The organism is Paenibacillus phytorum (assembly GCF_013141715.1).
In the GTDB taxonomy this organism is placed as follows: domain Bacteria; phylum Bacillota; class Bacilli; order Paenibacillales; family NBRC-103111; genus Paenibacillus_E; species Paenibacillus_E phytorum.
The window spans coordinates 1-14,643 of the sequence record NZ_WHOA01000206.1 but is presented as its reverse complement, the minus strand read 5'-3'; the positions used below and the strand labels follow the sequence as shown (position 1 = coordinate 14,643).

At 38.6% G+C, this 14,643-nt stretch carries 19 protein-coding genes; 15 read left to right on the top strand and 4 right to left on the bottom strand.

Annotated elements, in window-relative coordinates; genetic code table 11:
• The first annotated feature begins 225 nt into the window (after positions 1–225).
• From GC098_RS29585 to GC098_RS29525, 13 genes are all read left to right on the top strand, one after another.
• Positions 226–714, top strand: coding sequence for a DinB family protein (locus GC098_RS29585; protein WP_171646996.1), 489 nt, complete (start codon positions 226–228; stop codon positions 712–714).
• Positions 715–744: 30 nt separating this feature from the next.
• Entirely contained in the window at positions 745–1,092 is a 348-nt protein-coding gene (locus GC098_RS39625; protein WP_216625467.1) for a DUF4198 domain-containing protein, read from the top strand.
• Between the two features lie 175 nt (positions 1,093–1,267).
• The gene (locus GC098_RS29575; protein WP_171646992.1) at positions 1,268–2,080 is read left to right on the top strand and encodes a class I SAM-dependent methyltransferase; all 813 of its coding nucleotides are present in this window, start codon (positions 1,268–1,270) and stop codon (positions 2,078–2,080) included.
• A 24-nt stretch (positions 2,081–2,104) separates the two neighbouring features.
• The gene (locus GC098_RS29570; RefSeq protein WP_171646991.1) at positions 2,105–2,599 is read left to right on the top strand and encodes an NUDIX hydrolase; all 495 of its coding nucleotides are present in this window, start codon (positions 2,105–2,107) and stop codon (positions 2,597–2,599) included.
• The gene (locus GC098_RS29565) at positions 2,596–3,003 is read left to right on the top strand and encodes a hypothetical protein (protein ID WP_171646989.1); all 408 of its coding nucleotides are present in this window, start codon (positions 2,596–2,598) and stop codon (positions 3,001–3,003) included. The genes GC098_RS29570 and GC098_RS29565 overlap by 4 nt, the downstream gene beginning before the upstream one ends.
• Positions 3,004–3,050: 47 nt before the next feature.
• A complete protein-coding gene (locus GC098_RS29560) occupies positions 3,051–3,929 on the top strand; it encodes a methyltransferase domain-containing protein (RefSeq protein ID WP_171646987.1) in 879 nt (292 codons plus the stop codon).
• 55 nt (positions 3,930–3,984) lie between these two features.
• Positions 3,985–4,848 carry an aminoglycoside phosphotransferase family protein gene (locus tag GC098_RS29555; RefSeq protein ID WP_171646985.1) on the top strand — a complete coding sequence of 288 codons (864 nt, stop codon included), beginning with the start codon at positions 3,985–3,987 and terminating at the stop codon, positions 4,846–4,848.
• Positions 4,849–4,903: 55 nt separating this feature from the next.
• Positions 4,904–5,470, top strand: a complete 567-nt coding sequence (locus GC098_RS29550; RefSeq protein WP_376773979.1) for a nucleoside/nucleotide kinase family protein — start codon at positions 4,904–4,906, stop codon at positions 5,468–5,470.
• Between the two features lie 164 nt (positions 5,471–5,634).
• The gene (locus GC098_RS29545; RefSeq protein ID WP_171646983.1) at positions 5,635–6,132 is read left to right on the top strand and encodes a GNAT family N-acetyltransferase; all 498 of its coding nucleotides are present in this window, start codon (positions 5,635–5,637) and stop codon (positions 6,130–6,132) included.
• Positions 6,133–6,202: 70 nt separating this feature from the next.
• On the top strand, positions 6,203–6,586 hold the full coding sequence (locus tag GC098_RS29540; RefSeq protein ID WP_171646981.1) for an NUDIX hydrolase: 384 nt from the start codon (positions 6,203–6,205) through the stop codon (positions 6,584–6,586).
• Between the two features lie 30 nt (positions 6,587–6,616).
• Entirely contained in the window at positions 6,617–7,417 is an 801-nt protein-coding gene (locus GC098_RS29535; protein WP_171646979.1) for a sugar phosphate isomerase/epimerase family protein, read from the top strand.
• On the top strand, positions 7,404–8,105 hold the full coding sequence (locus tag GC098_RS29530; protein ID WP_171646977.1) for an SAP domain-containing protein: 702 nt from the start codon (positions 7,404–7,406) through the stop codon (positions 8,103–8,105). Before GC098_RS29535 ends, GC098_RS29530 begins: the two co-directional genes overlap by 14 nt.
• Positions 8,106–8,204: 99 nt before the next feature.
• Positions 8,205–8,999, top strand: a complete 795-nt coding sequence (locus tag GC098_RS29525) for a TIGR00266 family protein (RefSeq protein ID WP_171646975.1) — start codon at positions 8,205–8,207, stop codon at positions 8,997–8,999.
• Positions 9,000–9,074: 75 nt separating this feature from the next.
• Here GC098_RS29525 and GC098_RS29520 read toward each other — a convergent pair whose 3' ends face one another.
• Genes GC098_RS29520 through cysT form a run of 4 tightly spaced genes read right to left on the bottom strand, consistent with a single transcriptional unit; the run spans position 9,075 to position 12,949 of the window.
• Positions 9,075–10,178: a sulfate ABC transporter substrate-binding protein gene (locus tag GC098_RS29520; RefSeq protein WP_171646973.1), complete on the bottom strand. Its 1,104-nt coding sequence runs from the start codon at positions 10,176–10,178 to the stop codon at positions 9,075–9,077.
• A gap of 34 nt (positions 10,179–10,212) precedes the next feature.
• Positions 10,213–11,298, bottom strand: coding sequence for an ABC transporter ATP-binding protein (locus tag GC098_RS29515; RefSeq protein ID WP_171646971.1), 1,086 nt, complete (start codon positions 11,296–11,298; stop codon positions 10,213–10,215).
• Between the two features lie 14 nt (positions 11,299–11,312).
• Positions 11,313–12,119 (bottom strand): sulfate ABC transporter permease subunit, encoded by an 807-nt coding sequence (locus tag GC098_RS29510; protein ID WP_171646969.1) that lies wholly within the window; start codon positions 12,117–12,119, stop codon positions 11,313–11,315.
• Positions 12,116–12,949: a sulfate ABC transporter permease subunit CysT gene (gene cysT / locus GC098_RS29505; protein WP_171646967.1), complete on the bottom strand. Its 834-nt coding sequence runs from the start codon at positions 12,947–12,949 to the stop codon at positions 12,116–12,118. Before cysT ends, GC098_RS29510 begins: the two co-directional genes overlap by 4 nt.
• Positions 12,950–13,425: 476 nt before the next feature.
• Between cysT and GC098_RS29500 the strand changes: the two genes are divergently transcribed.
• Positions 13,426–14,217: an ABC transporter permease subunit gene (locus tag GC098_RS29500; RefSeq protein WP_171646965.1), complete on the top strand. Its 792-nt coding sequence runs from the start codon at positions 13,426–13,428 to the stop codon at positions 14,215–14,217.
• Positions 14,218–14,233: 16 nt separating this feature from the next.
• Positions 14,234–14,476 (top strand): ATP-binding cassette domain-containing protein, encoded by a 243-nt coding sequence (locus GC098_RS29495; protein ID WP_171646963.1) that lies wholly within the window; start codon positions 14,234–14,236, stop codon positions 14,474–14,476.
• Positions 14,477–14,643: the final 167 nt, after the last annotated feature.

Here is a 14,643-nt window from a genome sequence, read left to right as displayed (position 1 = left end):
ATAGGGATCTTTGGTCGTAGACCAAAGTCTCTCCTCGTTAAACGCGGTCGCTCATCTTTGAATGGCCTCGTTAGAGGTTTTCTCATTGAAAATTGTTTCCCCTGAAGAGTCGGGCAGTTCCTTACTAGGAACTGTCCTTTTATTAATTTGGAGGAAATAACTTTCGCTTCCTTAGCCATCGCTTGATATTATGATATAATATGCCATAAACAATGATTTGAAGGAGTGAGGACGATAGAACACTATTTGTTCAAACAGCTGGCTTTCGTGAGGGGCCAAACCTTAAAATTGATGGATGGAGTTACCGAAGAAACAGCTGACAGAATTCCCGATGGCTTTCGAAATACGATTCGTTGGCAGTTAGGGCACGTCTATGTCGTGCTTGAACGGTTCGCATTTCAATATATGGGACTTCCGACTCGTTTGCCAGAAGGATTCAAGGAACAGTTCGAGTATGGTACCACGCCTTTAAACAGACCCAATTCCGCTGCCGTTCCTACTTTGCAAGAGTTGGAGAACTTGCTGAAAGATCAGCAAGAGCGGATACGTGATGTGCTCGGTCATCGCTTAGGGGAGAAAATTGATCCACCGTACACAACTTCAGCCGGAATGACCTTGGAAACGCCAGAACAGTTTCTATGTTTTAATTTGTACCATGAAGGCATGCATATAAGTGTCATTAAACTTTATAAAATTTTATTACGAGATTCATAGTCTGGGAAGAAAGCTCGAATTACCATAAACATGATTGCTGTACCAACCATTTTAATAGCTGGGGAATCTTCGACTCTTTCGGGACAAGTCCAGAAGAATGGTCGTCCTGCGGCAGGGATCGTCGTCTTATTATCGACCGATTGCACACTGGGTACTATCATTTCTGCCATTACCATTACAGACGCAAGAGGTAAATTTACCGCAACCTTCCGATCATTTGTGCCCAGTAACCAAACTGGATTCAAAGTTGCATCCGTAACCGCAGCACTCCCATCATTTCCAGGGATCGTGACTTCAGCCTCAATAGGCATCATTGTTGGAGCAAGAAATGCAGCAAAAAATAAGCTTCAGATGCGTCGGACTTGTCGGTCATGTTGAAATAACCGAAGACAAAGGGACAGATACTCCATTGGGGTTCTGCCCCTTTTTGTTTTGCTCTTCGTATGAAATAGAGGGATATTTTGGAATTTATTGAATAAAAGAAAGGAGCGTTTTTTTCTTTGAACGAAAGAGTTCCTCTGTCAATTAAAAACTTATGAAGGAGAGGATATACATGGATAAAGTGATTGATTATTATAATAGATTTGACGAATGGGGCCGTCTTGATAGAGAGCCTATTGAATTTATAGTTAACTGGCACCATATAAGGAGTTTGCTACCACAGAAAGGGCACATCTTAGATAACGGAGCTGGACCGGGTAAATACTCAATTGAATTAGCGAAATGTGGTTATGATGTTACACTAACGGATCTTACCCCGAGATTAGTGGAAATAGCTGGTGAGAAGGCAGTCGAATTGAAGTTAGAGGAATTTTTCAAAGGTTTTCATATTGCTGATGCAAGAAATTTAGACATTTTCAATGATGAGCAATTTGATGCATCTTTAATGTTGGGGCCTTTATATCATTTGCAAACGCAAGCAGATCGGGATTCTGCCGTACAAGAATTGCATCGAGTTACTAAACGGGATGGTATTGTATTTGTCGCATTTATGACAAGGATACGGCATCTAACGACTTCCTTATTATTGCCTGAACATTGGAAACCGAATGACAACATTGAGGATATAAACTCATTTTTAGAAACCGGTATATTTAATCATAAGGACGAAGGAAGATTCACAGGGGCGTATTATTTTAATATAGAAGACATTAATCCTTTCATGGAATCTCATGGATTTGAAAGCCTCAAATTGATTGGGTCATCTAGTATAGCTGGTTCATTTAAGTCAGAGCAATTTGAATATTGGCGTTCTCGTGGCGAAGAAGAATTTCAAGAAGTAATGAATATGATTTACAAAGAATCTGAGAATCCTCACATATTAGGAGTGTCTTCACATTTATTGTATATCGGTCGAAGAAAATAGATAATCTCGAGGAGTGATATAACTATGGGTTACATAATGGACTTAAGAAAGAACGTTGGAACAAGACCTTTGATTATGGCCGGTGCTTGTGTCGTTGTTATTCATAATAATTCCATTTTATTTGAGAAAAGAACTGATAATGGCATGTGGGGATTGCCAGGAGGATCCTTAGAGCCTGGGGAGACAATGGAACAGGTAGCAAGAAGAGAATTATTTGAAGAAACCGGTCTACAAGCCAAGAAGCTTGAATTATTAGATGTATTTTCAGGACAAGAGCTGTATTACAAATATCCACACGGTGATGAGGTCTATAACGTAGTGGCTGCTTATATATGTGAAGAGTTTGATGGGGTTATCAATAACGACGAGTCAGAAGTAGCAGAAATTAGATTTTTTGAATTAGATGAGATACCTGACAATATTAGTCCTCCAGATAAACCAATCATACATGCTTTTTTAAAAAAGATAGTAAATCTAGAACAAAGATTAGCAGCTTTTTCGACCAGGAGCCAAAAATGAGAAAAATGCTCGTAATACTTTTTATATTATTCATAATCACTACTGGAATTAATCTTACAGATAATGAAGTCTACGCATGTAGTTGTGTAGGTGGCAGCATTACTGAAAAGTTAGAACGATCAGATGCCGTTTTTACAGGGCGTGTAATAGAAGTTGGTGGAACTAAGAACAGTGACATAGGAAAACTTAGGAAATATACCTTTGAGGTAAATCAGGCTTGGAAAGGACAAATAACTAAAAAAATTTCAATTTATAGTTATGATGGTGATGGTGCGTCGTGTGGATACAAATTCAAGAGTAATGGATCTTATTTGGTATATTCATACTTAGGAAATGATGGTGCATTAGAAACTAATTTTTGTACAGGAAATACGGAATATCAACAAGTCAAATCAAGGCGTTAGTAGAGCTACTGAAATCACCTTAAGTCATAATAAAGAAGGAGCTTAAAATGTCCGAATATTACTGGGATAATAAGATTGAATATTTAAGAAATACTCGAGGGCTGTATTACAATGATGATTATTTAGAATTCTTAGTGAAGACTGTTTGGAAGATCGTAAAACCGGTGAACATCATTGATTATGGTTGTGGTTTTGGATATTTGGGGCTTAAACTGTTACCACTTTTACCCGAAGGATCAACCTATACGGGAATTGACAAGGGTAATGAACTTATTAATACGGCGAGGGAAGTCTTTCAAAACCAGCCTTATCCATCAGAATTTTTCGTGAGTGATATTGAAGAAGTTACAGTAGTCAGAAAGTATGACATAGCTATGTGCCATGCTTTTTTATTACATATGTCTGATTCGAAGAAAGTACTTCAGAAGATGATTGATTGTGTTTTAGATGATGGAATGGTTATTTGCTTTGAACCACATTGGATTGCTAACATGTCAAACTACTGCCTTGATGAACTGGAGCAGTCAAAAGTGATTAAATTGGGTATTTTGCAGAAATTGTACGAGGGAGATTTTAAACACAAGGGTAAGGACGGAAATATTGGAATCAAATTACCGATCTATCTCAGCCAATTAGGTTTGAAGAACGTTGAGTGTAGAGTAAGTGATAAGGTTAATTTCTTGGATCAGAATACGGACTTGCTAAGTAAGCAAAGTCTTTATAACTCTTTGAGGGAAGAAGGATTAGGGGAGTTACCTGGAGAGAAAGAGGAATTTCTTCATAGATTAGTGAATCGCGGATTAATGGTTAATGAGGCGATGAATCAATATGAAGCTGAGTTACTATTTTCAAAGGAATTCGATGATAATTCTTACTTAACATATGCACCAAACATGAAAATTACATTTGGTACTGTGAAGAGATAGAGGAATTGCATTAACTGGAAGGTAATAAGAAATCCCCGCGAAAGGAAGAGAAACCATGGGTCATCCAATTAGAGATATTAACTGGATAGTAAAAAGCAAAGTAATTGATTCATTGCTAGAACAAGGTAGTTCATTAACCTTTATCCCTTTGGACTCTGGACTTGAAGCAGAAGTAACAAAAATTTGTACAGCCGAAACAAGCTTTGTATTAAAAGTATGGAATAGGGATTCAAAGCCAGATGTTAAAAGACAGTATAAGTTGTTAGATGCTCTTTATAGCCGAGGGTTATCAGTTTCAATGCCTTTTGGTTGGGGTTTAGATAAAAATACTAATCAGGTTTTATTAACCAGTTTTGACGGGTTACCAATAAATAAAGTGAATAAGTTTAAACTTACTAAACTTGCAAATATATTAACAAATATTCATAGGTTTCCTTTTGAAGATTTGGATAGTTCAATACTTCAAAAACATGATTTTGTCAGCTATTTTTACCCGAGAATTGAAGAACATCAGGACATTAAAAATCTATTAATCCGGCTTACTGAAAGTGAGAATCCTAAACAAGATTGTCTTATTCATGGTGATTTTAATTTAGGGAATATTTTGGAAGCGGATGGAAAGTACACAATAATAGATTGGACGAACGGTCAACTTGGTGACCCAAGATATGATTTTGCTTGGTCAATTGTTTTAATTAAGATTTATGTTGGAGTAAGGTATGGTTCTTTTTATCTTTCTGCTTATCTATCGCAAAATCAATATACAAAAGAAGAACTAGAATTATTTGAGGCAGTAGCTTGCCTTAGATGGCTATTACTTAATAGAATTGTTGATCTGCCTAAAAGTTCAAATACAATTACCAGAGTAAAGAGCATAATAAAGAACAATTTACATTTAAATGGAATTTTACTACTTTGATAGCGACTTGACGAAGGCGAGGACATCAGCTAAACCTCTTGAAAATCTTTTATTCTTGAAAGAAGGTGCACTGATGCATCAACAAAAACCATTTGTTTTTGCAGTTTCAGCAGTATCTGGTGGTGGCAAAACCACTTTAGTAAAACAATTGAATGCTACTTTAGTGAAATCCAAGGCATTATATTTTGATGAGTATGATTTTGATGATAGTCCAAAAGACATTTGTGAGTGGGTAGAGATCGGGGCTGATCATAGCCAATGGAATTTAACACCACTAATTAATGATCTCAAATCTCTAATTTTTGCTGAAAACCAGTCACTCAAATATATAATACTTGATTATCCCTTTGCTTATCGGCACAAGGCAATAAGTGAGCTATTAAACTTTACAATTTTTATTGATACCCCACTGGATGTAGCATTATGTAGACGAATCCTGAGAGATTACGAAGATACGAAGACCGAAATAATTCAAAATGATATCACTAATTATCTTGATCGCGGTAGAAATGCATATCTAAATATGTTAAGTACAGTAAAACCTAATTCGGACTACATTGTTGATGGATTATTACCTATTGAAACGATCAATGAATTGATAGTACAAGAAATAACAAAGTGAATTGCATGCATATTCAGATAAGTAAAGAGTTTGGGTTTGAAAGTTTAAGAGTAGTGTATAGCATGTTCAGAGAAAGCGCTGACATCCTAAAACAACGCGTACCCACGTACCTTGGTCTTCCCGTGGGAATTTCTGAATTAAACAATATAAGGAGTTTAAATATCATGATCAGATTGTGTGAATATCTAGAAAAAGAAGTAATCTATCAGATTATCAATGATGCCGCTCAAGCATACGAAGGGGTTATTCCTAGTGATTTGTATCATGAACCATACATGACCATGGAAGAATTAACTCATGAAATGAATGAAGGAGTTATGTTTTGGGGGCTAGAGGAAAACAATGAGTTACTTGGAGTCATGGGCATACAAGATAAAGGGGAAGTAGCACTAATCAGACATGCTTATGTTAAAACGAGTCAACGTAAAGGTGGAATAGGGACCAAGCTTCTGTATCATTTAATTAATTTAACAGATAAATCAATTTTAATCGGGACCTGGGCATCGGCTGAATGGGCAATTAATTTTTATCTTAAGAATGGATTTAAATTAGTTTCACATGAAGAGAAGGGGGAATTACTACATAGATTTTGGAATGTATCTGAAAGACAAATCGAGACATCAGTAGTTCTATGTGATAATAAATGGAAATCTATTGAATAGATGAAGATAATTGCGGAATTTTCAAAGAGAGGTGACTTCGAGCTACCTCAGAGAAGATGGGTGACCGAGATTGATTTCACAAGCTTTGATTATACAAGACAATAAAGTCCTTATGGTAAAGCAATATGTTCAGAGAGGGGATATTGTATGGAATTTCCCAGGAGGCGGTATAGAGGAAAATGAAACACCAGAGCAAGCATGTATAAGAGAAACGAAAGAAGAAACAGGTTTTGATATTAAAATCGAAGGGCATTTATGTACCAATAATAACAAGCACACATTTAGAGCTCAGATCATAGGTGGAGAGATGTATCTTGATAATACAAAAGAATATAATAGTGATCTAATTGATATAGCATGGATAGAACTAAGTGATGATTTTAAATTCGATAACTACACAAAACCAATAATTGAACTACATAATAAGGATATGGATAATAAGATCATTCTTTAACAAGATCGAAGTAAAAGGAGGTAATCCAAATTGCAATTAGGAATGCCAACTTTAATAGAATTTAAAACAATTGAACAGAATGTTGACCTATGTAAAGAATTAGGTCTTGATTTCATTGAACTAAATATGAATCTTCCGATATGTTTATCCGAGAATTTAAGTCATCAGGAAATAAGGCATATTAAGAACGAATATGGCATTGAATTTACTGTTCATTTACCAGAAGAAATTGATTTATCATCGTTTCACCCTTCAATAAGAAGGGGACATTTACAGAGATGTAAAGAAACAATTGAATGGGCTAGTAGAGCAGGGATACAAACTCTGAATATGCATTTAAATAATGGCATTTACTTTACATTACCCCACGAGAGAATGTGGATTAATGAACAATACGAATCAGAATTTAATAAATTACTCTTTGAATCATATTCACAACTCTATCAGCTAGCTAATTCTTTAAATGTTGTTTTGTCGATAGAGAATACATGCAATTTTCATGTTCCGTTCATCAGAAGAGCTCTCGAGATGTTAGCGAAGTTCGAAAACTTTTACCTCACTTGGGATGTAGGGCACGATGCTAAAGTTAACTTTAAGGAAGGGGTTGTATTCCGCGAATTTACTGATCGTATTAAGCATATACATCTCCATGATTGCAATGATAAATCAGACCATCAGCCCTTATATAGCGGTAATGTTCCAATAAATGATCGGCTTCTTTTTGCCGAAAATCATGGCTTGTCCGTTGTGATTGAAGTAAAAACAAGTACATCTTTACGAGAATCAGTCGAACAAATTAAGAACAATTATAACTTTAATGGAAGACAATGATGAGAACATGGACGAAAAAGTTAAGGGAGAGCTAATGAATACAGAAATACGGCCAGATTTCACAAGGGATCTTTCCATACAGGAATTCGAAAGACATTATTGGTATAAGCAAGAATTAAATGACATATGCCGCAAGTATAATATCTCGCCGACTGGGACAAAAGCAGAGTTAGAAGAGAAAATTAAGAAACTACTGCACGGTGATGAAATTATTGATCATCGACTATCTAATACAATGATTAGGAAGAAACAACAACTTACAGAATTGTCTTTAAGCACAAAGCTTATTCCAGATGGTTTTAAGTTTAATCAAAAAGCAAGAGAGTTCTTTGCTAACTATTACAACAAACCAAAGTTTTCTTTTACGAAAGAAATGGCAACGGCGTTAAGAGAAGCAGAACGTCATGGAAATACGGAAATGACTGTAACCTATTTAATCAAAGTATATGAAGATAAGAACAAGTTTGAAAGCAAAGAAGAAAGCACATATCAATGGAACAAATTTGTTAAAGACTTCAATAAAGACTCTAAAACGAAGTTCATAAAACAAGACCGGATGAAAATTGCTGCGCAATTGTGGAAGCAAGTACGTGATAATCCAGGCAAAAAACAGTATTCAAGCAGTTTAATTGAAGAGTATTTAAACCATCCGGATGAAGGATCGCAAGCAAACCTCGGTGTGACGTAGAAATCCTGAAACCAACCCTCAAATACATCGTATAACATCTAAAAATGGCTTAATTTATGTTGATATCCTTACGGAAAACAAATAGGAGGTAAGAAAGTAATGAACGCACATGAAATTGATTATCGTATTTTAGGAAATGAAATGCAGTATGTTGAAATTGAGTTGGATCCGGGAGAAAGTGTGGTAGCTGAAGCCGGTAGTATGATGATGATGGATCAAAACATCCAGATGGAAACTGTCTTTGGAGACGGCAGCAGTGATAATAAAGGGTTCATGGGCAAGCTGCTTGGAGCTGGTAAACGATTATTAACGGGTGAAAGCTTGTTTATGACGGTTTTTACGAATCACAGCTCACATGGTAAAGAACAAGTTAATTTTGCTGCACCTTATCCTGGGAAAATCATAGCGATGGATTTGCAAGATCTCGGTGGTAAATTAGTTTGTCAAAAAGATTCCTTCCTATGCGCAGCGAAAGGTGTTTCGGTAGGTATTGCTTTTCAGCGTAAGCTAGGGGCTGGTTTCTTTGGTGGTGAGGGCTTTATCATGCAGAAGATTGAAGGCGATGGATTGGCATTTGTTCATGCGGGTGGCTCCATCTGTGAACGTGTGCTCCGTCCAGGTGAAGTGATTCGCGTGGATACGGGTTGTCTCGTAGCTATGACACAAGAGGTTGATTACGACATTGAGATGGTAAAAGGCGTTAAAACTGCGTTATTCGGCGGTGAAGGCTTATTCTTCGCTACGTTACGTGGACCTGGGCGCGTATGGATTCAATCCTTGCCGTTCAGTAGGCTGGCGGACCGTATGGCTTCAGCATCAAGAGTGGGAGGAAGGAAAGAAGAGGGAAGTATCTTAGGCGGTCTTGGTAATTTGCTTGATGGAGACGGAAGATAAGGATTGCACTCATAACGTATAACAAAAAAAGCCCGGAAGCGAATTGCACATTCGCACCGGGCTTTTCCTTTGTTCTTACTTGGCTCCACCTTCTGCAAGGATGGTTTCCCAGATTGCGCCTTTGCCATAAAGCTCTTTGTTCACTTTATCCCAACCGCCGAGGTATTCAATGTTGAATAAGCCAGCAGGCGTAGTATAGTTTTTCTCGTATTTCTTAGCAACCTCAGGTAGAACGGAACGGAAGCCTTTTTCTGCGAATACTGTTTGTGCTTCAGGCGTATATAAGAAGTCTAGGAACGCTTGCGCTACTTCACGATTACCATGTTTGTCTACGTATTTATCAATAAGGGCAACTGGATTCTCAATGGATGTTGTGTATTGTGGAATGACTTCTACGTACTTTTTACCGGATTGAATACGAGCTAGAAGCTCATTTTCATAAGTTACGATCGCATCGCCAACACCTTTATCGAAGGTAGTAAGGGAATCTGCTCCGCTTTTATCCAATACTTTAATGTTTTTGTATACTTTGCTCACGAGATCTTTTGCTGCAGCAGGGTCTTTTTTACCTGCAGCTTCGGAAGCTTTCAAGCCTGCGCCGTAGATGGCATTAATATCCCATTTGGCTCCGCCGGAAGTGCTCGGATTAGGAATCAGAACTTCAACACCCGGTTTCGTCAAATCAGCCCAGTCTTTAATTCCTTTAGGATTACCTTCACGAACACCAATTGCGGCAATTGAAGCTGTGATATTACCTTTGTAAGGATTGTTTTTCCAGTCATGCGTAATTAAACCTTTTTCAGCGATCTTTTGAATATCACCTTCCAAAGAAAGTGGAGCGATGTCAGCTTCAAAACCTTGGATAATGGCAGTAGCTTGCGCACCAGAAGCCACATAGGATTCTTGGAATTCAACTGTTTGACCTGTCTTCTTTTTCCATTGATCTTTAAATTTTGGAATAATGAGATCGAAGGATTCTTTGACGACCGAATAAGCTCCAAGTGTAATCGTCACTTTACCGCCTTCAGCTTTTGGAGAAGCGCTTGCCGCGGTTGTTGCAGCAGCTGTTGATGCCGCAGGTGTACTTGCAGATTTCGTGCCAGTACCGCAAGCTGTAAGGGCGATACTTGCTGTGAATAGTGTTGCTGTGATTAAGCCAAGCGTTTTGAAATTTTTCATGGTTTACAACTCCCCTTTTAATGTATAGAAATTTTTATATAAAAACAGGCAGCGGATCTTGTTTAGCCTGATTCTCAATCAACTTATTGTCCGTTTTCGTAAACACGGAAATATGATGGATGAGGATATTTACCTCATCTCCTGGTTTATAAATCTTTTCCTTCACGGACTGGTAAGCAAATAGCTTTAGGGCGCCTGTATCAATTTCCAAATACCAGGAATCACCGCGGAAGTGAGCATGCGTTACTTTCCCTTTTTCCCCAGCTGTAGCGAGATGAGAAACATCATGATTGCGAACTTCAATGGATTCTGGTCGAATCATCACGTTAACGTCTGGAAACCATTGACCATTGTTTTGCAATTCTTCTAAGTAAGGAAACCCGATTAGTGGGGTATATTGCGAAATGATGTTGGATTCTCCAATAAACGAGGCCACAAAAGAGGAAGCGGGCTTCGTGTAAATCTCCCAAGGGCTTCCTTGCTGCTCAATTTTTCCGCCTTGAACAAGAATGATTTCGTCCGCAACCTCAATGGCTTCATCCTGATCATGGGTGACGAATAGGGTTGTTACTTTAAACTCATCGATGAGGTTTCTGAGCCAAACACGCAGCTCTTTACGAATTTTAGCATCAATGGCTGCAAAAGGTTCATCAAGCAAGAGCAGTTGAGGTTCGGGTGCTAATGCTCTTGCGAAGGCAACCCGTTGGCGTTGACCGCCAGAGAGTTGATGAGGGTACTTACGCTCACTACCGGCAAGCCCCATCAAACCTAGAAGGTAAGTAACGCGATCATGAATGAAATCCTTTGGCTTTTTCAGAACCTTTAAGCCATAGGCCACATTTTCAAAAACGGTCATATGCTTGAACAGGGCATAGCTTTGAAACACGAAGCCAATTCCTCTTTCTTGAACCGGAAGATGAGTCGCTAGTTTCCCGTCGAAGTAAATATCGCCAGAGGTGGGGCTTTCTAATCCCGACAACATGCGAAGAATGGACGTTTTACCGCCTCCGCTTGGCCCGATCAAACCTACTAGATGACCTTTCGTAATGCTGAAATTAACGTCCTTGATGGCATGAAACTGCCCGAAATGTTTATTTAGGTTTTTGACTTCGATATGCATGCTGGGGCTCCTCCTTAATGGCTTCTCAATTTTTCACTTCTTCTTTTCAACCATTCAAGTGCTAATAAAATAGAAATCGATACGAGACCTAAGACGAAAGCAACGCTGTTCGCTGCCACGAGGTGGAATTGTTCGGCATCTTGATATACAAGGGTTGTAGCTGTTTGCGTTTGATTAATGATATTGCCAGACACGACTAGGATCGATCCAAACTCACCAAGTGCTCTTGCGATCGTTAGGATGAGACCGTATAGCACGCCCCAACGAATACCTGGCCATGTAATTTGAATGAATGTACGCCAGGCGCTAGCCCCTAAAGTAGCAGAAGCTTCTTCCGACTGTGTACCAATCTCTTCAAGTAAAGGCACCACTTCACGTACCATCAAAGGGAACGTAATGAACATCGTTGCTAAGACCATGCCGGGTACAGCATAGACAATTTTCATATTATGATCTTCCATGAAGGTGCCAAATGCCGTGTTTGGACCAAAGATCAAAATAACCATTAAACCAACAATGATAGGAGATACAGCAAAGGGTAGATCAATAAGTGCATTGATGACAGGTTTCAACCAGCGAGAGATCCAAGAACCTCTGACAATTTCTAAGGAAACGTAAATGCCGACAATGGCATTAAGAATGGTTACAATCCCTACGATAATTAAAGAAATTTTCATGGCATGAAGGGCTTCAGGTCGTACAAGAGCGTCGAAAAAAGCTTGCGGGCCTTCTTCAAAAGCACCAAAGGTAATTCCAAGAAAAGGTAACATTATAAGTAAGAAAATAACGAGAAACGAAATACTGATCAATACTTTTCTCATGCTAGGCGCCCCTTTCCGCGTGTCAGTACATTGATGATCCAGAGAATAAGGACGGACAATGTTAGGAGCACAAGAGAGATAGCGGCTGCGCCTTCGGGGTTGAAATTCTGTGTTTCACCATATATATAGACCGATGCGACCATCGTTTTACCAGGCAAATTGCCTGATATAAGGGAGATGGCTCCAAATTCGGCAAGTGATCGAGAAAAGGCGAGCATGCTGCCGGCTATGATACCTGGGAAAATGGCTGGGAAAACGATTCTACAGAAGGTGTAAAATCTACCCGCACCAAGCGTAAAGCTGGCTTGTTCTTCTGCTGGATCGATTTGTTCAAGCAAAGGTTGAACAGTTCGAATAACAAAAGGGAAGGTAACAAATACAAGGCCGATCACGATAGCCGTTTGATTATAAAGCAGCTTAATTCCCAAATGGTCGAGCCAGACACCTAGTGGACTTGAAGGTCCTAATAGGGTTAGGAACATTAAACCAGCTACTGAAGTCGGAAGCGAGAAGGGAAGATCTACCATGCTGTTTAAAATGCTTTTGCCACGGAAGGTATAACGGACAAGGACATAAGCAATGATGGTACCTACAATTGCTTGAATGATGGTTGAGACAACGCTGAGCTTAATGGTTAGCAAAATGGACTTCCAGGCTAATGGTCCTGTAACCTCTTTCCAAAATGGATCCCATCCTAGAGAAAAACCTTTCAAATAGATGGAACCTATTGGGATGACAAGAAGTACAATCAAATAGCCAATAAGCACAGATCGAACCGTAGCTTTAAAAACCTTATTTCCCACATTACACCACCTAATGTCATTAATCATATCTTTTTACTCGGAATAATAAATTGACTATACCAACGGATGGTCTGATTTGTCAATACGCCTAAACTCAATTTTATGCAAGAAAGATGAAATATTTTTCTAATAAGTATATTCGCAAGTGAAATTGCATGATTTGTACGACTAAACTACGAGTTTAAACATGATTTTCTGATGTTAAAAGACAAGCTTATTAATGAAGGGATATTTCAGAATGAATAATCGTTGTCTGAAAATAACTATTCTTCTGTGGAATAGTCTTTTAGTATGCAGAAAAAGTCATTGACGCTGCTTAAAACAGGTGATAGTATAGTAAACAAATCAAAACCAAGTAAACAGGTATGAATTATTAAATTAAATAAAAGAGTCGACCAGAAGACTGGAGACTCCCATTCTTGCTTAGTACTTTGAGGCATGAATCGGGAGTCTTTTCCGTTTTCTAACGCCACTTTACTTTATGAGAAGAAAGAAGGATTCGCATGCTAGCTAATCGCACTTCATCTTTAACTGAATCTAAGTTTTGGCAGCCTTGGGTCATACCGATCCTCATACTGCTTCTCTGGCAAGTTCTTGGATTATCCGGGTGGTTATCTGAGCGCATTCTGCCTACACCTTGGGAGGTTTTAACTGCTTTATACGGTGTAATTAAAGATGGAACTATTTTCGAATACGTAGATGTGAGCACGAAGCGGGCTTTTCTTGGGTTCCTGATTGGCGGGAGCATTGCATTCGTTATTGGTTTGCTAAATGGGGTATTCCCAATAGCCGAACGATATATTGATTCTACTGTCCAAATGGTGCGAACCATTCCCCACCTAGCGATGATTCCTCTCGTTATTATGTGGTTTGGTATCGGTGAGACATCAAAGCTGTTCCTCGTTTCATTGGGAGTTGCTTTCCCTATATACCTCAATACGTTTCATGGGATTCGATCCGTCGATCCAGGTTTAGTAGAAATGGGTAAAGTGTATGGCCTTAAAGGATTCGCGTTATTTGCGAAAGTGATTTTACCAGGGGCGTTAGCGAATATTTTACTTGGCATCCGATTTTCTTTAGGCATTATGTGGCTTAGCTTAATTGTAGCCGAGACGATTGCTGCGGATTCCGGAATTGGTTATATGGCAACACATGCCAGAGAGTTTATGCAAATGGATGTTGTTGTGTTATGTGTGATCTTGTACGCCTTATTGGGGAAATTATCTGATTTAATTGCTAAGTATTTTGAAAATCGTTGGTTGAAGTGGCATCACAACTATTTGAATAAAGCCTAGAGAAGGGGGAAAAGTCATGATCATTAAAAGCGGAGGCACTCAGCTGCATATTCGGAATGTAAACAAAGCATTTGGTCAAACACATGTGTTATCTGGGATTGATTTATCGATTAAACAGGGAGAATTTGTAGCGATAGTGGGTCGCAGTGGATGTGGAAAAAGTACATTGCTTCGTTTAATTGCAGGACTCGATGAGGCTTCAAGCGGTGCCATCTTATTAGATGCTCAGGCGATCAATGGTATTCATGACTATTGGTAACAACTTGCCCTACTCATCAATGCTTACTTATTGATAATTGTCCAAATTGCAAAAATGATATATCTCAGGAGAATTTAGTGCAGTGCTGCCATTGCAAGACAAATTTCATTGATATTTCAGAAAAACAATTAGGTGCACATTCAAAAGAATTACATCTCAGTAAATTA

Excerpts from the sequence above, each read along its gene's own strand:
- GC098_RS29515 (WP_171646971.1), bottom strand. The coding sequence starts at position 11,298 with ATGCATATCGAAGTCAAAAACCTAAATAAACATTTCGGGCAGTTTCAT.
- GC098_RS29560 (WP_171646987.1), top strand. The coding sequence starts at position 3,051 with ATGTCCGAATATTACTGGGATAATAAGATTGAATATTTAAGAAATACT.
- GC098_RS29525 (WP_171646975.1), top strand. The coding sequence starts at position 8,205 with ATGAACGCACATGAAATTGATTATCGTATTTTAGGAAATGAAATGCAG.
- GC098_RS29520 (WP_171646973.1), bottom strand. The coding sequence starts at position 10,178 with ATGAAAAATTTCAAAACGCTTGGCTTAATCACAGCAACACTATTCACA.
- GC098_RS29495 (WP_171646963.1), top strand. The coding sequence starts at position 14,234 with ATGATCATTAAAAGCGGAGGCACTCAGCTGCATATTCGGAATGTAAAC.
- GC098_RS39625 (WP_216625467.1), top strand. The coding sequence starts at position 745 with ATGATTGCTGTACCAACCATTTTAATAGCTGGGGAATCTTCGACTCTT.
- GC098_RS29545 (WP_171646983.1), top strand. The coding sequence starts at position 5,635 with ATGATCAGATTGTGTGAATATCTAGAAAAAGAAGTAATCTATCAGATT.
- cysT (WP_171646967.1), bottom strand. The coding sequence starts at position 12,949 with ATGATTAATGACATTAGGTGGTGTAATGTGGGAAATAAGGTTTTTAAA.
- GC098_RS29565 (WP_171646989.1), top strand. The coding sequence starts at position 2,596 with ATGAGAAAAATGCTCGTAATACTTTTTATATTATTCATAATCACTACT.
- GC098_RS29555 (WP_171646985.1), top strand. The coding sequence starts at position 3,985 with ATGGGTCATCCAATTAGAGATATTAACTGGATAGTAAAAAGCAAAGTA.
- GC098_RS29510 (WP_171646969.1), bottom strand. The coding sequence starts at position 12,119 with ATGAGAAAAGTATTGATCAGTATTTCGTTTCTCGTTATTTTCTTACTT.
- GC098_RS29575 (WP_171646992.1), top strand. The coding sequence starts at position 1,268 with ATGGATAAAGTGATTGATTATTATAATAGATTTGACGAATGGGGCCGT.
- GC098_RS29530 (WP_171646977.1), top strand. The coding sequence starts at position 7,404 with ATGGAAGACAATGATGAGAACATGGACGAAAAAGTTAAGGGAGAGCTA.
- GC098_RS29570 (WP_171646991.1), top strand. The coding sequence starts at position 2,105 with ATGGGTTACATAATGGACTTAAGAAAGAACGTTGGAACAAGACCTTTG.
- GC098_RS29500 (WP_171646965.1), top strand. The coding sequence starts at position 13,426 with ATGCTAGCTAATCGCACTTCATCTTTAACTGAATCTAAGTTTTGGCAG.